The sequence below is a fragment of the Streptomyces sp. NPDC043996 genome, assembly GCF_056435225.1.
The window spans coordinates 17,167-42,727 of sequence record NZ_JBWKEY010000023.1 but is presented as its reverse complement, the minus strand read 5'-3'; the positions used below and the strand labels follow the sequence as shown (position 1 = coordinate 42,727).

The 25,561-nt window shown below is 67.2% G+C and carries 25 protein-coding genes and 1 tRNA gene; 2 read left to right on the top strand and 24 right to left on the bottom strand.

The window, feature by feature from the left end; all coding sequences use genetic code 11:
* The first annotated feature begins 4 nt into the window (after positions 1–4).
* A complete protein-coding gene (locus AC07A4_RS39810; RefSeq protein ID WP_478609064.1) occupies positions 5–922 on the top strand; it encodes a C40 family peptidase in 918 nt (305 codons plus the stop codon).
* A gap of 7 nt (positions 923–929) precedes the next feature.
* Here AC07A4_RS39810 and AC07A4_RS39805 read toward each other — a convergent pair whose 3' ends face one another.
* From AC07A4_RS39805 to AC07A4_RS39795, 3 genes are all read right to left on the bottom strand, one after another.
* A complete protein-coding gene (locus AC07A4_RS39805; protein ID WP_478609062.1) occupies positions 930–1,451 on the bottom strand; it encodes a hypothetical protein in 522 nt (173 codons plus the stop codon).
* Positions 1,448–1,696 (bottom strand): hypothetical protein, encoded by a 249-nt coding sequence (locus AC07A4_RS39800; RefSeq protein WP_478609060.1) that lies wholly within the window; start codon positions 1,694–1,696, stop codon positions 1,448–1,450. Before AC07A4_RS39800 ends, AC07A4_RS39805 begins: the two co-directional genes overlap by 4 nt.
* A 243-nt stretch (positions 1,697–1,939) precedes the next feature.
* Complete coding sequence (locus AC07A4_RS39795; RefSeq protein ID WP_478609058.1) at positions 1,940–3,463, bottom strand: helix-turn-helix domain-containing protein; 1,524 nt, start codon at positions 3,461–3,463, stop codon at positions 1,940–1,942.
* A 159-nt stretch (positions 3,464–3,622) separates the two neighbouring features.
* Here AC07A4_RS39795 and AC07A4_RS39790 point away from each other — a divergent pair, with 159 nt between their 5' ends.
* Entirely contained in the window at positions 3,623–3,796 is a 174-nt protein-coding gene (locus AC07A4_RS39790) for a hypothetical protein (protein ID WP_478609057.1), read from the top strand.
* 387 nt (positions 3,797–4,183) lie between these two features.
* Here the strand turns inward: AC07A4_RS39790 and AC07A4_RS39785 are convergent, their stop codons facing one another.
* The 21 genes from AC07A4_RS39785 to AC07A4_RS39685 form a co-directional block, all read right to left on the bottom strand.
* Entirely contained in the window at positions 4,184–4,909 is a 726-nt protein-coding gene (locus AC07A4_RS39785) for a hypothetical protein (protein WP_478609055.1), read from the bottom strand.
* Between the two features lie 140 nt (positions 4,910–5,049).
* Entirely contained in the window at positions 5,050–6,234 is a 1,185-nt protein-coding gene (locus tag AC07A4_RS39780) for a DUF932 domain-containing protein (protein WP_478609054.1), read from the bottom strand.
* Between the two features lie 110 nt (positions 6,235–6,344).
* A tRNA-Ile gene (locus tag AC07A4_RS39775) sits at positions 6,345–6,419 on the bottom strand.
* 325 nt (positions 6,420–6,744) lie between these two features.
* On the bottom strand, positions 6,745–7,377 hold the full coding sequence (locus AC07A4_RS39770) for a DUF7178 family protein (RefSeq protein ID WP_478609052.1): 633 nt from the start codon (positions 7,375–7,377) through the stop codon (positions 6,745–6,747).
* Between the two features lie 343 nt (positions 7,378–7,720).
* Positions 7,721–7,996 carry a hypothetical protein gene (locus AC07A4_RS39765; RefSeq protein ID WP_478609050.1) on the bottom strand — a complete coding sequence of 92 codons (276 nt, stop codon included), beginning with the start codon at positions 7,994–7,996 and terminating at the stop codon, positions 7,721–7,723.
* Positions 7,997–8,122: 126 nt separating this feature from the next.
* Positions 8,123–8,500: a hypothetical protein gene (locus AC07A4_RS39760; protein ID WP_478609048.1), complete on the bottom strand. Its 378-nt coding sequence runs from the start codon at positions 8,498–8,500 to the stop codon at positions 8,123–8,125.
* A 2-nt stretch (positions 8,501–8,502) separates the two neighbouring features.
* Positions 8,503–8,838, bottom strand: a complete 336-nt coding sequence (locus AC07A4_RS39755; RefSeq protein WP_478609046.1) for a DUF8033 domain-containing protein — start codon at positions 8,836–8,838, stop codon at positions 8,503–8,505.
* Between the two features lie 160 nt (positions 8,839–8,998).
* The gene (locus tag AC07A4_RS39750; protein ID WP_478609045.1) at positions 8,999–9,403 is read right to left on the bottom strand and encodes a hypothetical protein; all 405 of its coding nucleotides are present in this window, start codon (positions 9,401–9,403) and stop codon (positions 8,999–9,001) included.
* Positions 9,404–9,778: 375 nt separating this feature from the next.
* Positions 9,779–10,531, bottom strand: coding sequence for a hypothetical protein (locus tag AC07A4_RS39745; protein ID WP_478609043.1), 753 nt, complete (start codon positions 10,529–10,531; stop codon positions 9,779–9,781).
* A 543-nt stretch (positions 10,532–11,074) separates the two neighbouring features.
* Positions 11,075–11,875: a class I SAM-dependent methyltransferase gene (locus tag AC07A4_RS39740; RefSeq protein ID WP_478609041.1), complete on the bottom strand. Its 801-nt coding sequence runs from the start codon at positions 11,873–11,875 to the stop codon at positions 11,075–11,077.
* Positions 11,876–12,498: 623 nt separating this feature from the next.
* Positions 12,499–14,550 (bottom strand): phosphoketolase family protein, encoded by a 2,052-nt coding sequence (locus AC07A4_RS39735; protein WP_478609039.1) that lies wholly within the window; start codon positions 14,548–14,550, stop codon positions 12,499–12,501.
* 96 nt (positions 14,551–14,646) lie between these two features.
* Positions 14,647–15,711, bottom strand: a complete 1,065-nt coding sequence (locus tag AC07A4_RS39730) for a nucleotidyl cyclase domain-containing protein (protein ID WP_478609037.1) — start codon at positions 15,709–15,711, stop codon at positions 14,647–14,649.
* Positions 15,712–15,794: 83 nt separating this feature from the next.
* Positions 15,795–16,520 (bottom strand): HAD family hydrolase, encoded by a 726-nt coding sequence (locus AC07A4_RS39725; RefSeq protein WP_478609035.1) that lies wholly within the window; start codon positions 16,518–16,520, stop codon positions 15,795–15,797.
* Complete coding sequence (locus tag AC07A4_RS39720) at positions 16,517–17,698, bottom strand: enolase C-terminal domain-like protein (RefSeq protein WP_478609033.1); 1,182 nt, start codon at positions 17,696–17,698, stop codon at positions 16,517–16,519. Before AC07A4_RS39720 ends, AC07A4_RS39725 begins: the two co-directional genes overlap by 4 nt.
* Positions 17,698–18,762: a radical SAM protein gene (locus AC07A4_RS39715; protein WP_478609031.1), complete on the bottom strand. Its 1,065-nt coding sequence runs from the start codon at positions 18,760–18,762 to the stop codon at positions 17,698–17,700. Before AC07A4_RS39715 ends, AC07A4_RS39720 begins: the two co-directional genes overlap by 1 nt.
* Positions 18,763–18,845: 83 nt before the next feature.
* Positions 18,846–19,283 carry an ATP-binding protein gene (locus AC07A4_RS39710; protein ID WP_478609029.1) on the bottom strand — a complete coding sequence of 146 codons (438 nt, stop codon included), beginning with the start codon at positions 19,281–19,283 and terminating at the stop codon, positions 18,846–18,848.
* 144 nt (positions 19,284–19,427) lie between these two features.
* Complete coding sequence (locus AC07A4_RS39705) at positions 19,428–20,657, bottom strand: helix-turn-helix domain-containing protein (RefSeq protein WP_478609026.1); 1,230 nt, start codon at positions 20,655–20,657, stop codon at positions 19,428–19,430.
* Between the two features lie 85 nt (positions 20,658–20,742).
* Entirely contained in the window at positions 20,743–21,870 is a 1,128-nt protein-coding gene (locus tag AC07A4_RS39700) for a helix-turn-helix domain-containing protein (protein WP_478609025.1), read from the bottom strand.
* A gap of 264 nt (positions 21,871–22,134) precedes the next feature.
* Positions 22,135–23,472, bottom strand: coding sequence for a helix-turn-helix domain-containing protein (locus AC07A4_RS39695; protein ID WP_478609023.1), 1,338 nt, complete (start codon positions 23,470–23,472; stop codon positions 22,135–22,137).
* Between the two features lie 107 nt (positions 23,473–23,579).
* Positions 23,580–24,377 (bottom strand): SAM-dependent methyltransferase, encoded by a 798-nt coding sequence (locus AC07A4_RS39690; protein WP_478609020.1) that lies wholly within the window; start codon positions 24,375–24,377, stop codon positions 23,580–23,582.
* Complete coding sequence (locus AC07A4_RS39685; protein WP_478609018.1) at positions 24,374–25,219, bottom strand: helix-turn-helix domain-containing protein; 846 nt, start codon at positions 25,217–25,219, stop codon at positions 24,374–24,376. The genes AC07A4_RS39690 and AC07A4_RS39685 overlap by 4 nt, the downstream gene beginning before the upstream one ends.
* Positions 25,220–25,561 lie beyond the last annotated feature (342 nt).

The following is a 25,561-nucleotide window of genomic DNA, read 5'->3' as shown; positions in this document are numbered from 1 at the left end:
CGCCATGCTCAAGGCCGCCTGCGCGGCCGCCGCGGCTCTGCTCCTCCTGCTCGCGGCGGCCGCCACCGGAGCCAGCAGCCTGCTCTCCACCCTCACCACAGGCACGAGCCGCCCCAGCACCGCCGCGCTCTCCGACATACCGACCAACTACCTCGCCCTCTACCGCCGAGCCGCGACAACATGCCCAGGCCTCGACTGGTCCGTACTCGCCGCCATCGGCAAGATCGAGACCGACCACGGCCGCAGTACGCTGCCCGGCGTCCACAGCGCCGCCAACTACGCCGGGGCCCGAGGACCGATGCAGTTCCTCACCCCCACCTTCAACCACGTCATCGCCCGACACCCACCGCCCCCTGGCGGCGCAGAGCCGCCTTCTCCGTACAACCCGCACGATGCGATCCACTCGGCCGCCGCCTACCTCTGCGACTCCGGCGCCCGGGACGGACGCGACCTGCGCAAGGCGGTGTTCGCGTACAACCACGCGAACTGGTACGTGTCGAAGGTCCTCGCCCAGGCACGGACCTATCGCAGCACCAAGCCACCCGGTACTGCGGCCTCAGAGGCCATCAACTACGCCCGGGGACAGCTCGACCTCCCCTACACCTGGGGCGGAGACGGCCCCACCGCCGGAGACCCCGGCTTCGACTGCTCAGGACTCACGAAGGCCGCGTACGCAGCCGCAGGCATCACCTTGCCACGCACCGCCGCACGCCAATTCGCGGCAAGCCCTCGCGTACCCAAGGAACAACCGCTCGTGCCCGGAGACCTGGTCTTCTACGGCAGCCCGGACAACGTCAAGCACGTCGGCCTGTACATCGGCGACGGCCGGATGATCCACGCTCCCCGCAGGGGCGCGCCCATCCAGATCTCGCCCCACCGCTACGAGGGCGACAACTACCTCGGAGCCACAAGGCCCGACTAAATGACTACTAAAACCCCTGGCTGGACGGTGGCCCGTCCAGCCCGTGAGTCAGGGCGCGCAGCAGGATCCGGCCCGGGTACGCCTCGTACGGCTGCACCGGGACGGTGATCACCGCGTGGTCACCAAAGACGGGCTCGCCGCTCGGGCGACGGCTGTACGGCAGGTAGCCATAGTCGACCCCGTCGTCCGCGTCGTAGGTCATCCAGGCGATGACCTCCTGCTCGCCCTTCCGCAGCGGCAGGTTGGCGACCGCGCGGCCGTACACACCACCGCGGCCGATGAGCCACACCTGCGGCACGACGAAGGCGAAGCGGCGCGCGTGGATCTCCTGCGCCTTCGCGGCCGCCCGGTCTTCGAACGCCGTGGCCGCCTCCTCGTCACGCAGATAGTCATAGTCGGACATCACCAGGGTCCGATCACCTTGCAGCGCGACGATCGCCGGGCAGTCCCGCTCACGGATGGCACACTCCAAACGGTCCGCCACACGGCGCAGCACGGTCTCGGTATCGGGGCGCACCGGGCAGCTCACGTCTCCTTCGGCTCGTCCCGAGGGCCTGGCTTGTCCCACTCCCGATAGGCGCAGAAGACGTCCATGATCTCCACCGAAGCCCGGTTCCCGAGGTGGGCCATGTACTGCAAGCCGCGGCGCACCTCAGTGCGCTCGCGCTGTCCCGCACGCGTGGGCGCCGCGTCCGGCTCCGCCCCGTCGAGTGCCTCCAGCCGCTCTGCGAGTTCCCGCACGGTCTCGCGCGCCTTGCTCAGGTCTATCTCCACAACTTCCACCTCCAAGAGGGGCAGCTTCCCGCATCGGGAGTCCACGGCCTCTGCGATCGGGTCAACTGGCCCAGCATCAGGACCGCCCTGGTCTCCCTGTAGGAAGACAACTGCTCGAGGCGGAGGTTAGAGCCTGTCTGGTGGATCGTGCGATGGGCTCACCTGGCGGCGGGGCCGATGACATGCCGCGCTTGACCTGAACCACACCACATCGGACGACCTGGGCCCCGTTACATCACTAACCTATCGGACAACTTGAGCGTCCAGCACGTCCTCCCCACGGTAGTAGCGGACGGCGTCAGGGTAGTCGGTTTCCTCCCTGTATAGGACTACGCCTCCCTTGAGTGCGGTGATCTGCCAGGAAGCCCCGAGGTTCCGTGCGAGGAACCGGAAGGCCACGTCAGCGGTCAACGGACCTTCTGGGACCTCCAGTGGGACCACTTCGGAATACGCAGTTCCCAACGCGTGCCGGAAGCTGTAGGGAAGTCCCGCCTTGAGGTAGTCAGCAAAGTCCTTCGGGGACCACGCCCGCCGGTGCCCGTCGTAGCGGAGGGCCCAGTCCAGGTCGATCGGGTGAACTGCATCGAAATGGTGCGGCAGCAGCCGCCTACGGTCCCTACGGCGGCCCGCGTCATTGTTGCCGAATCCACTACGGTTCCAGGGCGGTACGACACCACGCTCATCCCGCAGGTACTTAAGGACAAGCGCTTCCGGAGCGATCGAGGACTTGCCGTCCTCGACATACACATACGTGAAGTGCATCTCGCCCAGGGATATGTGCTTCCGGCCGAGGATCCTCCGCCGGGCAACATCCAGCCGCGCCGGCAGTGAGCGATCGTCCTTGCCCACGTACACGCGCTCCTCCGGTCGGCCCGTGACTCTGCGGATCAGCTGGAAGACGCCGGGCCGCGGGGCCAACTTCCGCAGTTCCTCCTCGGTCAGTGGAACCGCAATCTGCTCCCCGAGGGTCCGCGCGAGACGGGCACCCAGCTCCGTGACGATGCCGAGGTGGAAGCTGACGCTATCGCCATTCGTGGTCACCGTGTTCGCGAAAGCGTCCTCACGCCCTGCGGCCTTGGGGCCGTCCTCCTCATCCTCCCGCTCCTCTGCACGGGCTTCCGCGGTCTCCAACTGCCGCTCCATATCGGCACACCGCTCCTCGGCCTCCTGTACGCGACGCTCGGCGTCCGCCAGCTCCGCCGTCAGCCGAGCGAGCGTCTCTTGGAGCGCGTCCCGCTCGGCCTGCAGGGACTCGTAGTCCGAGGACCACTGGTCCAGTTCGGCACGGTGCATGAGCCGGTCGGCCGCTCCAGCACGCTCCAACTGCCGGAGCTGGAGCTGCTGCTCGTCGAGCCGCTCATGCGCGGTGCGGACCATATCGCGCAAGAGCTGGGCCTCCTGTTGAAGGTGACGACTCTCCTTGTCGGCCGCCGCTAGCTCGTCGCGCAGGTCCTGGAGGGCGGCGCTCTCCGGATTCGCGGCGCGCAGGGCGGTCCGGTGCAGCTTGCGCACCAGCTCCCGGGCGGCCGGGGTCAGCTCGGCGCCCGTCTCCCGGTTGCCGTCATCGACGAGCCGCTCGACGAACTCTGCGGGCGGCACCAGAGCGCCGCTGAAGAACCGGGAGAGCGTGGAGCGGTCCCAGGAGACGCGCACCGCGTATCGGTTGAGGGAAACGCCCAGGCGCTGAGCCAGATCGCGGAGCGCGAGGGCGAGCTCGTAGCGCTCGGGCCCGACCCGCGCCCGGTCGACGTCCTTCTGGAAGACCATGGTGCGTGGTCCCTGCTGGACCAGCTCCCCCCACGCCATCTGTTCCCCTCCGCCTGTTCGCCCCCGCTGTTGCGCGAAGTCGCAACAGTATGCGCGTGCCGCAACACGTGCACGCCATCGATGATCGATGCAGCCGATCCGGACCGCCCGAGGGACCTCATGACCACGATGACCGCGCTGCTCGTCCTGATGTTTGTGCTGCTCACCATCTTGCTGGGTGGAGCCTTGTTCTACCTCGCCCATACGCACCCGCGCCTGGCCGTCCCCCTCACCGTCGCCGTGACGGGCATGGCTCTGCTGGTCACCTGCGCGGCCAGCATCATCGCTCGGTGAACGCGGGCTGGCATGGGAGCAGCCCCAACCTCTCGGTGCCGCACACCCACGTGCGCTAGATGTGCCATCTTGTGCGGCTCGTGGCTGCCGGGCTGCCCGCTACCTGTCCGTATGGGGAGGGAGGCTCGGCATCGAGAACGGGAGCAGCCGTCCGTAGAGTACGAGGCAACCGCACCGCGCGCGAAGCTCGCGTCGCGGTAGAGACGGGCGATCCCGACGGCGCCGGCGGCCCAGACCTCGCGGGGGCCAGGTACGAGTTCCAGGTCGTACAGTCGAGGTGCTGGTGTCGGCCGCTGCACCTTGGCGATCCTAACGGTGTGGTCGGCGACCGGCTGCGGTTCCCGGACGCCGCGCAGCTCTTCTCACATACTTCCGATTCGCCGTGGCCTACCGCAGGACGGGGCGGTTGGCGGATGTGTACTCGTCTGCGATGTTGAACACACTGGCACAGTGTGGGCATTCGGCCTTGCCGAAGAGGTAGGCGATGCCGTCGGCGAGTGCCTCGTGCCCGTCGCGGACGGCAGTCTCGTGCATCCAACGGCCGGTGCCGGAGAGTTCCTCGGGGGACGTCGGCCGTAGGCCACGACGGTTCACGTCACCCAGGTTCCAGTCCCGGATCGCTGAATAGCGCCCGTGGTCCCCGATGGCGATCGTCACTTCCACGGCACAGCTGGGGCAGGCTAGGTGGTAGAAGTCGTCCGTGAAGTCTCCCAGGACGGCACTCCAGTGGTACTCCTCCATGGCCGCGAGCGAATCGAGGAAGGCCGCGAGGTAGTCGACCGGCCGCGATTGCAGGTGCCGGTCGAGCAGCTTGCGGAAGTCCGCGATCTCGTCGGCGCAGTCCGCCAGCAGACCGTCGCAGCCGTGGTGTCCTGCCGCGTGTCGCAGGATCGTTCCCGCCAGCCCACGCGCCGGTGCGCTCCTGGAGGCAAGACGCATCAGGCGCGGCAGGGCGGCAAAGCTGGCGGGGAAGACGAGGTCATGTTCGAGGACCAGCCGGTATCCCAGCTCCTCCCATGTTTCGGCGTTGTCCTCAAGCTCCACCAGTTCCAGAAGCGCGGGGACACGATCAGCATCCCCGTAGCAGTCGTACATCTCTGCCCATTTCACCATGTGAGCATTAAAGCGCCCCATGGCTGATGGCAGCGGGATGGGCGTCCTGTCCCCGACTCATCGGACAGGCCCTATTAGGGCAGCCGACCGCAACAGGCGACAGCCTGAGCCCGGCCCGGCGTCCCTTCTCGCTCAAACCATCAGGGCTGGCGCAGGAGCATGAGCCACCGGTGCGCCTTGGACTTCAGCTCGTCGTCGATTCCTTCGAGCAGTCGCAGCCCTCGGGCAGCTGACTCGTTGCCCTTCAGACCCGAGGCGGCGCTGGGACGGACCGGCGCGAAGTGGTCCACGTACTCGGTGACGGCCCGCTCACCTGCGTAGGCGGTTCGACCGGCGCGCTCGGCTTCGTCTGCGAACAGGCTGTGGATCTGGTCGCGGCGGGTGTCATGGGAGCGTCGTGTCCGTGTGGTGGCCGTCTCGTCGAGCGGCCACAGGGCGTCAATCACCTGGTTGAACTCGTCGATGGCAAGGTCAGTACGAGCCAGGGCGGTCTCCTCGTCAGCCCACTGGTCGTAATACTTGATCGAGAGCCCGAGGGCACGGCGTGCCTCGTGGATCCGCCCTGTCGCGCCGCGGGTGTGCCGCACGGTCCAGCGAGTGAAGGCGTCCCGCACAGCAAGGCGTTCAGTGTTGCCGCAGACTGGGCGCCACGGGGTGACCACGACCTCGTAAGGCGAGCGCCCGTCGTGGCTGTTGATCACTACGATGAACGGCACGATCTCATCGCCGATGCCTTCGGCGTCGACGGTCACCTGCTGTGGCAGGCGCATGGCGACGAAGACCCGTTTCCCACCGCGCAGGGCCCCAGCCGACTCCCAGATCGCGGTCGAGTCGTTGACCAGTTCCTGCAAGAACTCGAAGGCACGCCGGTTCTGCACGACGGCATACCCATTCCCGACCACGCCCAGAGATGCGCCGGTGTCGGTGCGGACCGTATGGAACATTCCCTTGTGCCGGCGGGTTTCACCGTTCCAGGGGTATGTGGCCGGGACGGTCTCGACGTGGTAATCGATGCCTCCGAGCTCCAGGACCTTGTCGATGTCGCTGGTACCGCCGGGGATGACGTTGCCAAGGTGGTGCCACGCCGGGACGGAGGAGTACAGGGCAGCCGTTCCGAGGGAGAGGTCGAGACCGTGCTGCGGGGCCCCACTGGCGCTGAGGATCTCTCCAGCATCCCATCCGGTCAGGACCCGGTAGCGCCCGTCGGGCAGGCGCGTCACCGTTCCTGCGGCGAGACGGTTCTGAAGTTCCTTCTCCCAGTCGCGCGCGGCCTCTAACTGAGCTGAGCGTTCAGCGGCGAATGCTGTGTTGACGTCAACGGACATGTAGGTTCCCTCATCTGATAGCAAGCGAATGGAACGGCAAGAGCCGGTTCAACGTCATCCGACGGGCGAAGCCGATCGGCTCCTGCGTCACGGGCTATTTGATTGGCCTGTGGTTGCGGCGGGGCTCGAACCCGCGACCTCGACGGCTTATAAGACCGGCGCTCTACCAACTGAGCTACGCAACCGAAGGAGCGGACCGTGCTCCTCTGGCTGAGCGGAGCACGGCCTGGGAAGCAGCCTTGGGCCTCATCCCGCTCGCTGGCGGATCGTCGAGCAGGAACGTCGCCACCAGTCGCGGAACGTGCCCCTCGTGGGCTGCGGCACGATCAGCAAACCGGCCGTCACAGTGACGCGTCCTGGTGGCCCCCGTAGACCTCGGGGTGCGTGAATGCGGCGAGCGCTCTCCCCGCGCGAGGACACAGAAATACAGTGCCCGGGTGTTCTCAATTACCGGTCTCCGAGAGCCGTGCGGTTCCGCCGCAGATACGTGCACGAGACACGTGCACACCATCAAGCTGCGGACTGCAAACTGGTAACCATTCCGCGAGGGCCCGGATTCTCTGCGCCCCGGACCCGGTCGGTGTGAACAACCCAAGTGACGGCCTGCACCGTGCTGGGCAGTTCACCAAGCCTCGCGGCCGCGTCTCGGTAACAACCTGCCAGTAGCGCGTAGCGGTGGACGCTTCCCAGCCCCCGGTCGCGCTTCCCGTAGGTCTCGCCCACTGCGATGTCGTGGGCGTGCCGATCGATCACTACTGCATCAGGGGTGCTCGGATCGAGGATGCATCGGAAGAACTGCGCCGTCTTCCGCTCCCTGGGCAGCACATCCGTAGGGCTCACACCCGACATGATCTTCGCAGCCTTGGCCAGGGCATCCGGCAAATGGCCAGTCGGTACACCGGACTCGAACGCCCGGCGGGCCAGCCGAAGGGTCTCCGACCAAGACGTGTTCGCGGACAGCGCGGCGATCACGCCCGCACCGGCACACACATCGCCGTCGGCGATCAGCGAGGCCATCTCGTGGGCAGTGTGATACCACCCGCGCCCGCGCAACATCTGTTCGTCAGTAGCGGACCACCACACGGCCAGGATGTTGCCGATGTACCTCTCGCGCATCTCCTCTGACGCATCGACGGAAATCATGCCGTACCTCCCTGTTGCGTTTGACAGCAGGAAGTCCCGTTGTTCTTCTGCTGGAAGCACACTGGCCACCCTTCCTCCTGGATCCACAAGCGCTTCTGCCCTCTTACTCAGATACGACTTGACGTGGCCCCCAATTACCGATCCACTAGGGGACTTTGCGCTGAGGACTTCAGCGAAGGATGCGGCGGCGCATGACAACCTCTTCTTTGACTCCCGGACATCGCAGCGGAGCCAAAGAGATTAGCGGCGCGGCCAGTGCCGATTCCTCGGCACCGGCCTCAGCGAGCCCGGAAAGCGCCCCGACCGTCACAGCGCTTGGTTTGAGCAGACGCGACATGCCAAATCAGGATTCCTGAGCTTGCGACGGGAACACCATGCCGTTCGCATCGCCCTCGCTCACGCTCATGAAGACGTACGTGCTTTCCTCAACTGGCAGTTCGTCGAGCTGTAGGCCATCGGTCATGGCGATGTACGCCGCCACGGCTTTCGGGCCATTCGCGGCGATGAACGTAGGGACCTCACCTGCGACCGGGAAGCGACGGGTCACCACCTCAGTTACGGTCAGCACGACCATCGTCTTGACCAATTCCTCAGCCTTGCCGTTCTCCTGAGTGCTCACAGCCTCGTCCTCTCTTCTCGGACTGCAGAAATCAGCGGGGCGCCCCAATTGGGGCGCCCCTGGTATAGCCCCGCACTCCCTCCCGGTGGTGGGGGGGGAAGAGAGGGAGTGCGGGAGTCTCGAACGTCACGGACAGCTCACTGCGTGGAAGACCTCCGCCCGCTGACGCGGGGACCAGTCACCGGTGAGCCTCACAGACGTCTCAATGACCTTGCTGTCACCTTCGTACGGGTCCTCGTACCGACCGCTGAGCCAGTCATGTTCGGGAACGGCGTTCCCGATCGGGTACGCGGAAGGTTCGAACGCACCGGTTCCGTCAATCGTGTCGACGGCCCAGGCGATCACGTCGCTGTCCCACAGGTCGGCGTCGTCCTCGGCGTACGTCTCGTAGGCGGTGACCGGCGACTCGATGATGCGAGTGTCTCCGTCCAGCCAATCCCCGCCGTCGGGCTCCGGGGTGCGGTAGCTCACGACAGTCCGGCTGATCTCGATCCTGTAGCTCACGGTCACGCCACCTCGACATAATCGCGGCGGTCGTCGGCGGGGCAGGCAAGCGCGTACAGCAATGCCTGATGCCCCGAAGTGGTCGGCGAGTACCTGACGTCCGGGACGACCGTCTCTCCGGACCGCAACACCCACGCGATCGGCGTCCGGTAGCTCAGGACGGTGTACGTGATCTCGTCGCCGTCGGCTAGGTATCGCTCCCGCCACTTGGGCGGGAGCCGAGTGCCGCGCGGAAGGTAGTAACCGTCGACCGCGCAGAACGCGCCGTAGGTGTCGAACGGTTCACGACGGGATAAGGCCTCTCGCGCTGCCCATGAGCGCGTGGCAAGCTTTCTCACGGGTCCTTTCCTCTCCAAAGACAGGGACCGTGAGGGCCGCCAAGCGTCCGCCCCTTGTTCAGGGCTCATGCGCTACGGGGCGTCATCCCCATAGGCGACGCTTGGGACCCTCGTACGCGGCCACCCCGTCAAGCTGATAGGGCGCCAATCCTGCTGTGCTTCACGCGATGCCGAACTGAAGATCTGCCAGCAGACCCTTTCCGGTACGGGCGGCCCAACGCCGCATCCCGGTGACCCGGTGCGGGTGGAACGGCGCCCATCCGGTCGGACGCACACGTAGGAATTCCCGTGCCTCATGCTCCTCGATCTTCATGATCACCTGGAGGAGGGCCGCGTACAGATCCTCGTCTGTGTATTCCTTGACCACCAACGGGAACTCCGCATAGGTAGTGATCTCCCTCAGGTAACCCGCATCCGCCTGATCCCGGTTGCTGTTGCGAGCCAGGTAATCCACGCGGACAACGATGGTGCCCTCAAAGCGGTGCGAGTGATCCCGAGCGGTAAGCTCCCAGCCCGGCTTGTAGATCAGCTCAGCGACTAGCTGGATCGCGCTTGCGGTTTCCATGAATCCCTCCCAGAGATCATGGGCGCTCCGGCATGAGCACCCCCAGTCAATGCGCGTACTGGACGCGTACTGAAGCGAGGTTCAGGCAGTGAGCTCAAGAAAGCCGCAACGCGCTTTCACATAAATACGTCACCCAAAGACGTCCGCTTACCGATCTAGCAGGAATTCAGGTGAAGATCTCCGCGCGTCCGAAAGAACGGGTAAGCGTCATTCGATCTCGAGCGACGTTCACCCGCGCTCTCACTTAGATACGGCCACCCGAGTTCCCCCATTACCGACCTTGAAGGGGTTTCCGTGGGAAGCACACTGACAAGCATGGTACGCATTAGATCGGGGTGCGGACTGAGAAGGCCGCACCCCAATCGACCCTTTTCTCTAATCGCGCGTCCGTGATTTCGTGCTGCGGTAGATTAACTCATCCCGCGCAGCATCGAGGGCAGTGGATAACGCGCGCCATTCCCGGACTCCCGCATCCCGCGTGCGCTGCACCTTGGACGATGAGTTGAGCGGACCCCCGTACAGTTCCTGCGCCGTTTTGCCCATCACACCGGCACGCCCGAGATCGTCTGCGTTGCTCGCGTGACGAAGGATGCGACCCAGGGTTGGGTAGTCCCGGCCATCACCCCACGCAGCGCGGAAGATCGATTCACCATTGCCTGCCAGATACGGCGCCACGGCGAGCGTGGACAGCTTGTCCGCGTGGGGCAGCCCCGGCATGACCTGTTTGCCCGGGGTGGCGTCAAGGTCTTCAGGCTTGACGTCGAGCCGATATCCGTTCCGCGCGGCGGCATCCCGCACCGCCCAATAGCGGATCGTCGAGCGAGTGACGACGATCGTCTCGCCGTCCCGGCGAACATATTGCCACGCCGAAGGTTCACGGGTTTCCACCCAGACCGCCGAGATCTCGCACGTGGCGATGATTTTACCCAGACGCTTCGCGAATATCAGAACCGCGTCCTGCGTGACATCGTCACTCACGTCGTCCGTGCCGTACGGTGCGATGCCATTCCGGAGGACACTCGCACTCCCGTCCATCCGCTTACGTGAACGTGTGGAATCGACAGTTCGACAGTATCCACGCGCAATCCGTTGGAGATCAGTGAAGTCCTCGGCCATCACGCGCTTCATGTCTTCCGCCGTGACGTCACCCGCCCGACGAGAAATTGGATTCGTCACGATCGTCTCCGATCGTCCGTGACACGCGCCCTTTGCGCTGCGCCTCGTAATTCAATTCTCCCGCAATTCACCATCAAGACAAGGGGATGCGGTGGACTTTCCTCCCCCTTTTTAAGGTTTCCCATCCTGGCGCCGTCAATTAAAATGCGCGCAATCAAATCACCTCGACCCCGCAAATCCGCCAACAACACAAAGGGCCGACAAAGAAAAGAAGCTCATCAAGAAAAGGGTGGGCGTACGAAGTCCGTACAAAACTCTGGAAAACTGCCGCCAGCATTCAAAAGGCCGCCATGCCCACAACCGCGACTGCAACACCACCCTCCGGTGGTCCAGTTGCAGGCTGCGTGGGAAGGTTCCCCAGGCCTCAGGCCAGCGACTCAGAGGTTGAGCGGGGCTTCCTCTCTAATGGGAAGCCCGAAAGGAAACCGTGATGGTAAGTCGAGAGGAATGTCCACTGGTGCGCATGTGTAAAGAACGACAGCGGCACGTAGGTCGTCAGGGTCGGGTCGCGATGATGACTTCCGTGCGTACGACTTCGTCAAAGGTGTCGGCAGGGCTGAATTCGGCGAGGACCTGCCGGAGGTCGCGCTCGAAGGCGTCCCTCTTGCCGCCGAGTTGGGCGGGACTGGAGTAGCTGTAGGAGAACTGGAGGCCGATGACCTCGTCCAGAGTGCGGGTGACCGTGCGGTCCCAGCGAGCGGTATCCACCCTGGAGAACGGTGAGCGCGCCAGCACATCGTGGTGGCGTTCCTTCGGGTGGGAGTAGGTGCCCGCCCCGGCCCGGCGCTCAGCTCCGAGGTAGCGGACGCGGATGTCGGCGATGATCTGGAGCCAGGGAGCAGACTCGATGTCGCCTGGGGCGCCACCAGAGGCGAGGACTACAGCCCCGTTCGGCTCGATGATCTGGTCGAGGTCGTGCAAGGTCTGGTCGCGGTCCATCCAGTGGAAGGCGGCGCCCATCACTGTCAGCAGTACCGGCTCCAGGCCCATGGCGGACAGGGTGGTGGAGTCGCCGCGCCGCCAGTCGATGTTGTCGATGCGCTGTTCGGCGGCGAGCTTGCGGCCTTCTGCGAGCATGCCGGGCTCGGGGTCGACAGCGGTGACGTGGCCGACGAGCTTGGCGAGGGGAAGGGCCAGTACGCCTGTTCCGGTGCCCAGGTCCAGGACGTGCTCGCTGCCGTTCAGAGCGAAGCGCTCGGCCAGCATGTCGTAGAGGGCAGGGTCGTAGCCAGGCCGGAAGCGGGCGTAGTAGGGGGCCGTGGAGGCGAACAACTCGTTAGGCGTGTAGGAGGTCATCTCTTGAGCTTTTCGTGTCCCTTGGGCGAGTGCGGTGTCGTCACGAGGAACGAGCTGATGCCGGTTATAGATGCTTCCACCAGATCCACAGGGGCTCGACTCCGACGCCTTCGTACGCGATGGAGCCTTCCGAGTTGCGGTCGGGTTGGTCGAGTAGTTGTCGTTCGGTGTCGGTCGGGCCCCAGCCCTCCAGCAGTTGTGGCGCGGGAGTGAGCCAGCAGTAGCCGTACTGGATCATCACCTCGGGCCGGGGATGGCTGAAGGTGCAGCCCGCCCGCGTGCCAGGTGCGGTTCTCGAACGGCAGCGTATCCATTCACTGATATCAGAGGCACGTTCGGGCTCAGAAGTGTGACGAGGGTGGGCAGCACGCTCAGATGCGCGACCAGCGGCAGGAAAACGTCGTCCATGGCGGCGATGCTCCGGAAGCCGTCCTTGCCGTCGGCGCTGCGGTCCCGTCCGGCGATGCAGTCGCCCCCAGCGACCGCATCGCCGCACCGGCCGCGCATTCATGCCAAGCCGGCTTCAGTACATCGCGAAGGGCGACGAAACCGCTGCGCTCGAAAGCATCCAATGCCTCCGCATCGGGTGGGGACATCGGACGGGGAGGCCGAATCGAGAGGTGTCATCCGGTGTGCTCCCTGATCATGAGCGCAGCCCGCGCGGAGAGGGTCGCGGCCGAGAGCCCGCACTGTTCCAGCAACCCCTCAGGAGTGGTGGGGCGGCTGGGCTCCCGGTAGCCGACGATGTGGAACCGCCTGGCCTCGCCGCGGGCCGCCAGCAGGGCACGGACGGCGCCGGGGTGCGTAGGGACCGCCATCAGAACTGGGGCATCGGTGGTGAACAGGCGGATGAAGGCCCTCTCGGAGAGCGCGAAGGGACGGTGCGTGGGCGAACCGAGGACCGCGAGGTCGTTGACGTGCAGATAGCGGATCTTCGTCTCGGGATGCGACGTGCGCAGTAACGCGGTGGCGGCCGACAACTCGCGCGCCGGGATGTCCCCGGCCGAGGCGATGACGAGATCCGGGCGACCGCGGCTGGTCAGGTGGGGCCAGATGGCCGCGCCGTCGGTGAGCTCGTCACGGAACGGTCCTGGCGGAAACGAGGGGCCGGGGTGCTTGTCGGTGACGAGGAAGTTGACCTGGTCGTGCCCGGTGAGCATCACCGCGAGGACAGCGGCGGCCCGCGTCGCGTCTGCCGGGGTGTAGACGTGCACGAAGCCGTCCTCTGTTTCCAGCATCGAGGAGACGAGGCCGGGGTTCTGGTGGGTGTAGGTGTTTCGCCACCCCAGCGAGGTGATCAGGTAGTTGACCGAGGGGAGGTCGTTCTCGCCGGAGGCGTAGCGCAGGCGTCGGTGCTTGAGGTGCTGGACGAGCAGGCTCGTGTTGACCGCGGCGAAGGCCTCGTAGGTGGCCAGCAGCGCGTCCCGGCCGGTCTCGGTGTAGCCCTGCAACCAGCCGTGGCAGATCTCCTCGTTCAGAATCTCGACTGCCCAGGGCGGCAGCGAGCCGTCCGTCGACAGCTCCAGCCGGTTGGAAGCGATCTCGTCCGGGCTGAAGAGACGGAAGGCCCCGTTCGTCGCACGGTCCCGGATGACCGCGGACGTATCCGGCCAAGGCTGGGGCCCCCGGGAAGCCAACGGGGCCAAAGGACGGTCCGTCTTCGATCTGATCGACGGGCCAGGCAGGGCCTGGCGGACCAGGTCGGTAGGCCGCCCCTGAGTGGTGAACAGTTCGGGGGGCTGATAGGAGGCGAGCCAGGCCGCCAGCGCCGCGAACTCCGCGTCGTCCTGACGAGGATCCCTGAGCGGGGTCTTGTGGACAGCAGGAGTTCCCGCGATCTGCCGCCCCTCCACCTGTTGCGGTCCGGTGTGCCCCTTGGGCATGGTCAGCACGAGCACCGGCTGGCGCCCGGCGTCTCCAAGCGGACGGAGCCCGCTAAACGCGTCGGTCAGCAATCGGCGGAAGCCCGGCAGGTCGGCGCCGTCGTGGATCAGCGGTTCATAGCCAAGGCCTATGAAGTAGTCGCGAACGTCCTCCTCGCCCATGCCAGCCAGCAACGAAGGGCCGCCCATCTTCAACCCGTTGGCCATCACCACCGGGAGGACCACCCCGTGCTGTCCACCCGTGAGGGCCCGGCGGGCGAGCCAGGCAGCCGCGGTCGTCCCGGTCTCCAGCTCACCGTCCCCGATCAACGGGACAACCAGGCGGTGCGGCGCGTCCAGCACCATGCCCTGCGCGACCGCGAGCGCGGGTCCGAGCTGTCCGCCGGTGTAGCGAACGCCGGGAATGAGCGGGGTGACCTCCCCGCCGAACCGCTCCGAGTGAGGGAAGCCGGTGATCAGGGCCCGCAACCCAGGCATCGAACAGCCCGGCGCCTTCCCGGTCAGGTGCAGGGTGCCGTTGAGGTAAGCATGGGCGAGCGCGGACGGGCCCGCATGTCCGGCGCCGTGCAGCACCAGAAGATCGGCCCCGGCGGGCCGGCGGGCGATCATCGGGCTGAGGTGAGCCAGCATGAAGTTGACCGGAGGGCAGACCCCCCAGTGCCCACGCGGGGTCGCCTTGACGTCCGCCGTCCGCAGGGGGCGGGCGAGGCGAGGGTTGTCCGTCAGGTAGAGCTGGGCGGCGGACAGGTAGTTCAGAGCCCGCCAGTAGGCGTCGATGGCCCGGTCCGGCACTGCCTCGGCGACCCTCTCGGCCACGTACGTCCAGTCGGGATAGCTAGAAGATGGCGGTCCCGACGCGGCCCTGGACTCGATGCGTAGGGTCATGGATCAGCTCCAGGTGCGGGTCGCCAGCGCGTCGAGAACCGCGGTGATGCGGGCGGTGCGGATCTCGTCGGTGGCGGACTCGGTGATCAGGTGGAGCATCTGGGCCTGCTCGTGGGCAGGCAGCACCGACCAGTCCAGCCCGGCCCGCTCCAGGGCGGCAGCCAGGTCGCCGGGAACGCGGCGGGCGGCCTTCTCTCGCACTGGACGCAAGGTGAGCGGGATGCCCGGCCCCTCCATCTCTACGGCTGTGTGAGGGATGGCGGCCTGGCCGTGCATGGAGACGGCGACGGCGGTGTGGTCCGTGCCGTTGGGGAAGGTCACCCGCAGCCGCTCACCGCGCAAGCCCGCCGGTCCGGCACAGGGCAACAGCAGCATGTTGTGGGCGCCAGGGCGGGCCAGGCGTACGAGTACGTGCAGCGTCTCGGCGCCGGTCGGCAGCGGGAGCAGGGTGCGTCTGTCCATGACGGGGCCGCTGGCGGGCGGGAGCTGGGTGACAGCGATGATGCCGCCCTCCCCGCTGCTGGCGTCGCGGGCGGCTTTGTACATGAACAGGCAGCGGTCGACCACTGCCAGCAGCCGGTCGGTGAAGGCGTGCTTCCAGCCTCCCGGGCCGAGCTGTGGAGGCAGGTGTTCGGCGGTGGCGAAGGTCAACGCGAAGGAGACGCGGACCGGCAGCTCCTCGGCGAGCTGGTCCCGTAGCTCGCCGACAGCCCGGTGGAAAACGTGCGCGTCTTCCACAGCGGCGGCGATGATGACCTCGTCCCCGCCGAAGGTGGCCGCGCACCCCGCGTCCCAAGGCTGTTGGTGGAACCAGGAGCGAGTGACGGCCCCGAGCCGGGCCATCACCTTGTTCCCGGCCAGGTGCCCGTAACAGCGCGGGTCAGTTGCGTTCGTCTGTTCGACGTGGCGCTTGAGTCCGTCGACGTCCCCGATCGCCAACCCGATCAGGCCTCCGCCAGTCAGGGTGGCGGCCAGGGCGCGGGGAATGTGGCTGTGGAAGTCAGGGAAGGCGATCAGACCGGTCAGCGCATCCTCGCGGCTGCCGATGCACCACTCACGCAGTGGCATCTGCGCGGGGTCGAACAACGGTACTGAGCTGGCAAGCGGATCGTCGGTGGGCGCCTTCTGACAGGGCTCTCCGGTGGGCTCCATCAGTGGGCCTCCGAGTTCATCGACGGGGCCAGTGCGGGCCCGGCGGGCAACAGCAAGGGCAGGGTGGTGAGCGTGTGGAGACGTACGGTGCGGCCCGGGCCCAGCTGCGGACGACCGGACACTCGGCGGTCCAGCCAGGCGGTGTGCCAGCCCGCTTCGGTGGCTCCGGTGACGTCCGCCCTCATTGAATCCCCGACGTGCAGTAACTGGTTCGGGGAGAGACCGGCGACGTCTTCGACGGCGGCGAAGGCCTCGCGTTCGGGTTTGACCGCCCCGGTCTCGGCCGAATAGATCACCCGGTCCAGCAGGTCCCGGAAGACCGTCGGCGTCTCATCCGGAATGGAGGAACCGAGGCTGTTGGTCAGGGCGAACAGCACGAAGCCTCGCCGCCGCAGCGCGATCAGCGCATGGGTAGCATCGGGGAACAGCTCGGGCCGAGCAGCTCGCTCTCTAGCCCTCTCCAGTACGGATGTGAGCGGCCCGACCAGAGCGCGTCGGCCAAAGGTGGCCGCCAGGTCGTGGGCGAGAATTCCGGGAGTGATCGGGCAGCGCTTGGCTCCGCGTTCCATCACCGTGCGCGCCTCGGTCAATGAGATGCCCAGGACTTGGGCGACCTGACCGGTAGTCGGTTCGTGCTCCGTGCGCACTAACGTGCCGCCCAAGTCGAAGCAGACGCCGCGTACTTCTGCCCACAGAGCTCGGCGTAACCGGGGCTTGGCGTTCATGAGGCCGTCACCTCCAGCACCGCTGTCGCCTCGGGCAGCCTGGGGACCTCGGCGAGCCCCGGGCCATGACGGACCGGCAGCAGCCCGTCATCGACCTGAACGGGGTCGGAGAAGACCTGCTGCCGTAACGGCTCCAGGGTCAGGTGCCACTCGACGGCCGGGACCTTGTCCCGGCAGCAGGTACCTGCCATGGCCAAGGCGGCGGGCAACCGGTCGCCGTGCGGGAACGTCGCGATTCCCAGATCGGCGGCGACCTCCGTGGTGTGGAGCGAGCGGGCCAGTCCGCCCGACCAGCCTGGATCGACCTGCCAGACGTCGACCCCGTTGCTGGTCAGCAGCCGGCCCTGCTCGGCCTCATCGACGGCGTGCTCGCCCGCTGCCAGCGGAACCCCCGCCCCGGCCGCCCGTAGCCGGTGCCAGCCGAACGTGCCGGGTGGCAGTAGTTCCTCGGCGAAGGCAACCTCCAAGTCCGCCAGGACGGGCAGCAGCCGCATCGCGTCGTCCAGGCGGCAGTGCCCCAGCCCGTCCACCATGAACGGGCCCTCCCCCGCCGCCTCCCGTAACGGGGTGAGCGCCTGTGCGACCGCCCTCGGACCGGCGAGAATCAGCGGCTTGGTCAGGGGCCACTTCTGCCCCCAGAAACCCGCCTTGGCTATCCAGGACGCCGCCGCTGGGGCCGCTGGGTGGGATGGATCCAGGCCGAGCGCGGAGGCGTAGGCGGGAACCGTCTGCCGAACGGTGCCGCCGAGCAGTGTGGTCACGCTCACCCCGGCGGCGCGGGAAGCCAGATCCCAGCAGGCCAGTTCAACCGCGGAGGCGGCCTGCCGGGCATGCGCCCCGCTGCGGTTCCGCCCGGTCCTCTTGCGGTAGTTCAGACGGCGCGGCGCGGCAGCGTCGTGTCCGATCAGACCGGCGGCCAGGTCGTCGGCGATGATCTGCGTGACCGTCTCACCGACGGGGGCCTGCCAACCGGAGACACCGTCGCCGACGAGCTCGACGACGAACCGGGTACGGTGCTCGGCCCAGGCCGGTCCCGCTGGCGGCTCACCCGCCGCGGCGGCGACTGGCTCGGGCAGGCCGTACGGGAGCCCAGCGGGCTGCGCGGGCAGTTGCCAGGCGCGGACCGCGCGGATCACAGTCGCCGCAGTGGCCTTCTGCGGAGGAATGGGAGTCGTCATCAGATCTTCGCCCCCGCGAGTTCCTCCCCGGCGAAGGTGAAACACCAGGGCGACCTGTAGTTCTGCCACCACTGCGGTCGCAGCCCGGTGGGTGCGAAGAGTTCCTCCATGCTGCGGCGCATGGCCAGGTGCCACTCGATCGTCTCCGACCCGCGGGTGCGGTAGACGTCCATGAACGCGTTGTGGGCCTGGTAGGTCTGGAAACGGGGGAAGGCGGTGGTGACCGGTACGAACGTCTTGAAGTGCTCGACGGCGTCCTCGATCGGGTCCAGGCCGACGATGTAGGTGAAGTCGGTGGTGATCCCCCGCTGTTTGGCCCGCTGGAGGGCAGCGGTCATCTCTGCGGGAGTGAGCTTGGCCTTGGATTCCTTGAGGATCTCACGTCGTTCCGTGAAGCACTCAGCGGTCAGCGTCAGGTGGAACGGCCCCAGACCGGCCGCGACCCCCATTCCGTCCTCGCTGGTCAGCACCGATGACAGGAAGTGCAGAGTGCCGGTACAACCGTTCGCGCCCATCGCCGAACGGACCTCGCCGAGGTGGTGGAGCGCGAAGCTCTCATGGAGGAAGCAGCCGGTACAGACCGTCACGGTCTCCACCGAAGAAAGGTCGGACAGGCCGGAGTTCTCCGCGAGCGCACCGAGGTACCCGGACAGATCCAAGGCCTTGATCTTCGGGTCGGAGGCGTCCTCGAGGGTGTTGGGGCAGAACACGCAGCCGGTGCACTGGCTACGGGAGTTGGAGTTGAGAGTCAGCATCCTGGTGCCGTTGCGCCAGTAGCCAAGCACCGCGTCGTCGTCCTCGATGCCGTCGATCTCTCCGACCTTCTCACCGTTCAGCCGCAGTTCCTGCTCGTCCAGCTCGAACGGCGAGTCCTGACGTCCGAGGGAGAGGATCAGGAACAGCGGAGTGTCCGGACGGGAGTCCAGCCGTAGCCGGAAGCGCATGCGGGGCTTGGTCAGGGGAGAACGGGCACCGGACGCGTTCAACGCGATCAGCAGCACGTCCTCGGGGTTGATGTTCCACTCTCGGGCCACCTGTGACAGGTGGCGGACCGATTCGAGCATCGGCGTGTCCCTTTCTCATGGCGGAAGTTGCCGCACGGCGTCTTGGCCGCTTCTCGTGCGGGGGTGCAATGCCGTGCGGAGGGTCAGGCCTGCGAGCGGGCCAGAGGGAGACGGATGACGATCCGTTTGCCGCCCGTGGCGGCATCGGGAACGATCTCGGCACTGCCGTGGACCTCCCTCACCAGGACGGAGACCAGCAACAAGCCGCGACCTCCGCAGTCATGGGCAGTCGGTAACGGCTGCGGCTTGAGCGGATGGGCATCCGCGACGGCCAGCACCAGCACGGCCTCGTCCTCGTTTCCGTCCCGGACGGCGAGGGTGACCGTGGCGGTGGGTGAGAGCACGGCCGCGTGCCGCACCACGTTCGTCACCAGCTCGCTGATGATGAGGCAAGCGGTGTCCACGACCTCCTCGCACATGCCCCAGCTGGCGAGAACCTTGGCGGTCTCATGGCGAGCCAACGGGACGTTCTCGGCTATGGAGTTCACCCGGAAGCAGTGGCGCATCGCAGCGCTGGACATGCTCAGCTCACCCTCTTCCCCGGCGGCAGACGCCTGGACCGTCACCGACGGTAAGAGTCGCTGCATGTAGGGGTGTTCACTGCGGTGAACTCACACTCCGGAGCCAACTCGGAATGGCTTTCCAGAGACGAGGAGATGGGCCGATCAGAGCGGCAGGCCCATACGGTGGGCTAGCCCTCGCAGATCCCGGGCGATGCGGGCAGGCAGCTGCCGGTCCGCGAGGAACTCAACGGTGTTCCGAACCGGCGCGTTCGCGTGGATGCGCTGAGGGGCGATCTGCTCGGCGGTCAGCAGGGCGGCGACCGCCTCGGCCTCCCGGCCCCGCAGATGAGCCAGGGACCGGCCCCGATCCGCATGGAAAGCCGCCTGCCGCCCCGGCGCCTCCGGATGCACCTCGGCTCCTGCGTCGACGGCCTCGCCGTGCAAGCCCAGGTCGGTGTTCAGACTCACCTGGTGAATACCGACGTTGGTGGGGCCGAAGTTCAGATGCCAGGCCCGCGTCTCGCCAGTGCGACCTGCGAGGTCGGCGGCCTCGGACAGGTGCTCGCGGACCTCGTCGGCCCGGGTGTTTCCGGGGCGCTGCCGTTCCTGGGTCAGCGAGGTGGCGGAGATCAGGTGGAGTTCCCCGAGCAGGGCGTGGGCGTCCGGGCTCGAAAGGTTCGCCTCCAGGGTGTTGGCTGCGGCGGTGGCCTGGGCCAAGGCCTGGGCGGGGCTCCCGGCCGACATCAGCACGTGGGTGTGGAAGAAGCCGGAAAGGGCGGAGTAGACCGGGTCTTCCAGTTCCACGATCGCTTCAGAGGCCCGGGTGACGGCGATAAACGCCAGGTCGGTGTAGCCAAGGTTCTTCAGCAGCAAGGTGCACGCCGGGTGATAGGCGTCCGCCAGCAGCTTGAGTCGCTCGTGGCGGGCAGCACCCTCGGCGGCTTCGGCGGCGGCGTGCAGGTCGGCCAGCAGGGCGGGCAGCCCGGCGGCGAGGGTGCCGTATTCGGCCGCGTGATAGAGCCGGTTGGCGTTCTCTACCCGCTCGCTCAGCATCGCCGTCGTCGCCGCGGGTGGGCGCTGGTCCGGCGGGGTGGCCATGGTGATGCCCATGAGCGCCAGCCGCAGGGCCGGGATCGCCTCATGGGCTGCGGTGGCGTGCGGGTCAACGGGGGCGAAGGGCTGACCGGTCAGTTCCGACGGGGCGATCTGCAGGGCCTCGACGAAAGCCGTGATGTGGCTGGAGCGGTCCAGCAGCCGTCGGCCGTTCTCCAGCATCGAGAGCTGGCCGACCGATACCCCTGCCAGGCCGGCAAGGGTACGCAGGCTCATTCCGCGCTGGCGGCGGGCCGAACGCAGACGCTCGCCGATTTTCCTAGCCCGCTCTTCGTCCATAACTCCACCTCTACTTACGGCGATTCAGCCGAAGCGTAGGGCGAGCATCCCGCCTCCGAGTCCTTTCCGCCAAGCCCTGCGGGCATCACCGTAGCCCGACTTGCTCGGCCAGGTTCGCCACCGCCGTCGCCTGTACGTCCTCAGTAGTGCGGCGAGCAAGCACGGCGAGCAGTTCCCTGGCGAAGGGATCCAGCCGCAGCCGCAGTGGCGCCGCCGCGTCGGCCTCAACCAGGTGGGAAGCGGCCTGATCGCCGCGGCCCCGGCGGGCCTCGGCCGCGGCGGCGACCGTCAGCAAGCGGGATCGATGTGCGCCGCTGAGTGCGGCTAGATCCACTGTACGGGCATGTTCGGCGGCTTCCTCGACGTCGCCGTGCTCGACGGCGACGGCAGCGCGGGCCGCGACAACCATGGCAAACTGCCGGGCGTCGGCAGCCCGTTCGGAAGCCACGACAAGGAGCTGTTCGGCGGGGTGCCGGCGTCCCTCCATGGCGTGTGCGACGGCGGCGAGCACCGGCAAGTCCAGCTCGGCTCCGGCATCCTCGGCACGTTCGGCGCGAGCCAGTGCGTACTCCGGCAAACCGAGGTCGATCAGGAGTCGCACCTCCTCGAGCAGCACCGGCAACGGCTGACGGGTACCGGGGCGGGCCCGGTGCAGCAGCGTCCAGGCCAGGTCCTTGTAGCCCAGGCGCCGCAGCAACCCGGCCCCCAGGACATGCACCTGGACCCGCAGGGCTACCGCCTCCTCTCGCCCGGCGGCCGGGGTGAAGGCGACGGCTCGGTCCGCTGCCTCGACCAGCTCCGGCAGCGCGAGCGCGAGGCTGTGCTCATCGCCTGCCGCCTCGGCTTGCGTGGCGGACTGGATCCGTTCGGCCATCTGCTCCAGCAGCAGGTCCGGAGCCGTGCCCGGCTGTAGGTCGACCAAGCGGCGCCGCAGGTGGAAGGCGACCGCCCGCATCTCCGCGTGCTCCTCGCCGCGCGGCGGGTAGGGCTGCCCGGTCAGGTCCGCGACATCCAGCCGCAAGGCAGCAGCGAGTGCCGCCAGCCGACCTCGACGGTCCATCCACTCCCGGCCGGTCTCCAGCCCGGCAACGTCATCGACCTCTAGGCCAGCGCGAGAGGCAAGATCGTTCCGGGTCAACTCCCGGCGACGGCGCCAGGCCTCCAGGCGAGCCCCGATCGGGCCACCGACGACCGTACCGTCCAACTCGTGCATCACCAGGTTGCCCGCTTACCTGCTCGCCCGGACCGTGTGCTCTGCCAGGACACAGGCTCACTCACCTCGCTCTGCGGCATCCTCGTGATAAGCACGTATGCCCTTCGCGCGACACATTAGTCACACCGGTGAAGGCCGCGCGAGCCACGGGCGAGGCATCCGGTCAGGGCCAAGAACGCCGTAGAGCTGGGACGGACCGCGACGTCCCGAACCGCAAGAACAGGCGCCCGCCCGGCGGCACGGGCTAAGGAAGACACCGGTCATCTACTGCTGTGGTCCTCTATACGTTCTGCCTCCGCGACGTGGCAATGCACTCGGCACATCGTTGGGAGTCGCGATCGTTTCGACGGCCAGGTGCAGCTCCGCTCTGACGACTACGGACGCCAGGTCCAGGCCCAGCGCTTGGCCGCACTCCCCCAGCCAGGTGGTGAGGGTGGTCCGGTGGAGCCCCAGGGCGACAGCGGCAGGAGCGGTACGGGCGCGGTGCTCGAGCCAGCTGCGAATCGTGATGCGGAGCCGCGTGTCCAGCGGCGCTAGCAGAGCAGCCGCCCAACGCTCGGCCTGTTCAGAGCTGAGCAGGTCGGCGGGCAGCGGCGAGTTGGGGAGACGAGCCGGGGATACGACCGGTACGGGAGCGGCTGGGGCTCTCAAAGCCAGCAGCAGATGCGCCTGGATGGTGGGGTGGTCCAACTCGGCCGCGAGCCGGGTGCTGATGCCGCGCAGCCGTGTGCGGACCGTGCCTTCGGACACGGCGAGGACCGCTGCGGCGGCTTGCGCTGATCCAGTACGCAGCCAGGCTTCCAGTGTCCGGCGCTGCGCTCGGTCCAAGGGCTGGAGGATGGCCGCGGACCATGCGACGAGCCGGTCCGCGGGCACGACGTGGAGCAGGCCGCGCATGCCCAGGCCGGTGGCGGATGTGAGGCATCCCAGAGCGGCTCCGTGACGCGCTGTACCGGCTTCGGCCCACGCTGCGGCGAACATGTCCAGGGGCGCGGGGTCCGATGCTCCTCCGGTCATCTGATGCCGTTCGGCAACGCGGGCGATGAGCGAGCGCGTCGGACCGAGGTCGCCGTGGGCAGGGTGGAAGGCGACCGCCGCCAATTCCGTTCCGATCAGGCAGACCAGCATGCGAGTGTCACCGAGTGGCGCACCGGGCTGCGCCACTCGCCATAACGTTCGACAGGCGGTACGCGAGGTGGGCCCGGCGAGCCGATACACCGTGGCATGCGTGGCGGTGCAACCGCCCAACACCTCGGCGGCCGCGCCATGATGGCCACGCAACAGGAGGTGCAGCACGGCGTTGTGCAGGCGCTGCTCGGCGGCTCGAATCTCGTCCGCCCGCCAGGCCTGCGCGCTCAGCAGGTCGACGGTGGTCTGCGCGATCAGGGTGGCGCGGGCCACGGTCGTCGCCTTGCCGGACGCCAGGACGAGCACAGCATCCGCTACGTGGCGTCTGGTCAGGTGAGGGTGGGTCCGAGGGCGCGCAGCGGCACGCACCGCCTCGGGTCCCGCGGCATGAGGGTGGATGTAGACCGGGCCGACTACCGGGTCCACCAGGGCGGCCCAGCCATCGGCCAGGGTAGCCGCCTCTGTGATCAGCACAGCTCCGGAGCGAGCCGCCGCGTGTGCGAGCCGTCGCACCACCTCATAAGGCGTGTCGTCTTCGGAGGGAACGGGCGCGGGCCCCACGGGACCCGCGCCGCTTGTGGTCACGGAACGCGCGCGACGCCACCCCAGCCCGCCCGGTCGGCGAGACGGCCAGTGTTCGCGTCGGGTCGCCAGCGCGGAAGGGACGTGTAGCCGGGCTCGACCAGCTCAAGGCCTTCGAAGAGTGCGACCGTCACCGACGGCTCACGCAGAATGTAGGGAATCGCACCGGATTTGTTGTACGCCTCCTGTACTTCCCTGTGATTCTCGTCCGCGACGGTGGAATGGCTCATCACCAGGTAGCTCCCCGAGGGAAGTCGCTCCACCAGGTGGCGCACCAGCGACCGGGCTTCGCCCCAGTCCACGATGTGGCCGAGGACGTCGTTGCTCACCATGGCGATGGGCTGGTTCATGTCCAGGGTCTTGGCCGCTCCTTGGAGGACTGTGTCCGTGTCGCGCATGTCCGCCAGTACGTAGTCAGTAACGCCTTCCGGAGTGGTGGTGCGCATCGCGTGGACGTGCAGCAGCACGAGCGGGTCGTGGTCGACGTACACCACACGGCTGTTGGGGGCGACGCGCTGGGCTATCTCGTGGGTGTTGTTGTCCGCGGGCAGTCCGGCGCCGAGGTCGAGGAACTGGCGGATGCCGACTTCCCGTGCCAGATAGCTGACAGCCCGCCGCAGGAAGTCTCGTGACTCCTGGGCCATCGGCCTGATCAGTGGGAATTTCTCGCAATAGGCATCACCGGCGCGTTTGTCGGCGGGGAAGTAGTCCTTGCCACCCAGCCAGTAGTTGTAGACACGTGCGCTGTGAGCGACGGAAGTGTCTATCTCCGGGGGTAGCTTCGTCGGCTCGCTCATTCCAGTTCCTCCTTCGATTCGTGCGGGTGGGAGGCTGCGGCGCAGGAGAGATCCAGCAGCATGAGGTAAGCCGTCACGATGTCGCTCGCGTCCCAGACGTCAGCCGTGCCGGGCAGCCCGCCCTCGCGGACCACGTGATCGGGAATCTCCGGCACGTCGACTCTGTACAGGGTCAGCGGCGGTATCTCGGTCAAGGCATGCGGAGGCCCGTCCTGAGGGTGGATTTGCAAGGTGACGTCGGCTCGTTCCACTGCGGCTCTCAGCGCCTTGGCCTGCTCGGTCATGACCTCCGAGTCACCGACGCGGGCGCGCAAAGCCGCAGCCGACATCAGAGCCCAGATACGTGTCCGCTGGTCGCGCAACCGCTCTTGGCGTTCCATCAGTAACTCGGTCCGCCGATCCCGGTCGGCAGGAGACAGGTCTGGCCGAAGGGCATCGTCCACAGCGCGGGCGTAAGCCGGAGCGCGCAGCAGGGCGGGAATGAGCGACGGGTGCCAGGTACGGATGATGCGGGCCGCCGACTCGACACTCATCAGGTCGAGCTGCCACGGGTCCATGACGGCGCGCCAGGGGTGCCACCACCCTGGCCGGTTGGCCGTCGCCAACTTCCCGAGGAACTCCTCGACTTCCACAGGGCTGATCCCGTACGCCGTCAACAGCGTGGAGACCTGCCCTGCGTCCAGGGACGTCTGGGCCTGCTCGATACGGCGGACGGTAGACGGATGGGCGCCAAGCGCGTCCGCTGCCTGCTTCGGTGACAGCCCCACGGCCTTGCGCAGCATTTGGAGCCGCGCAGCCAAGACGAGATGCGCGACGGTCCGACCTGACCTTTCACGAGCCACAAACACCCACCTCCTACCGTCACTTGCCGCAGACTGTGGGTAGTGCACACCTTGCACCTTGCTATCACTGCGCACAACCCGTTGTATGTCCTTATCCCCTCTGCGGCGAGACAAATCCGAGAAAGGATCAAGGAGAGGAGAGATCAGTTGCCCCCGAAAGCCCGTAAGTTGAAATCTAAAGTTGCCTATGCCGCCCACGAAGCAGCACCCCGCTGTCTCGCCTCATTCCAGCCACGCCGACTCCAGCGCCCGCTCCTAAGCTTGCCCACGACCTCGCCGGTGCCCGCAGGCTCCGGTTGGGATCTACCGCAATCCCTGATCAGAGAACTCCATGTCTGAATG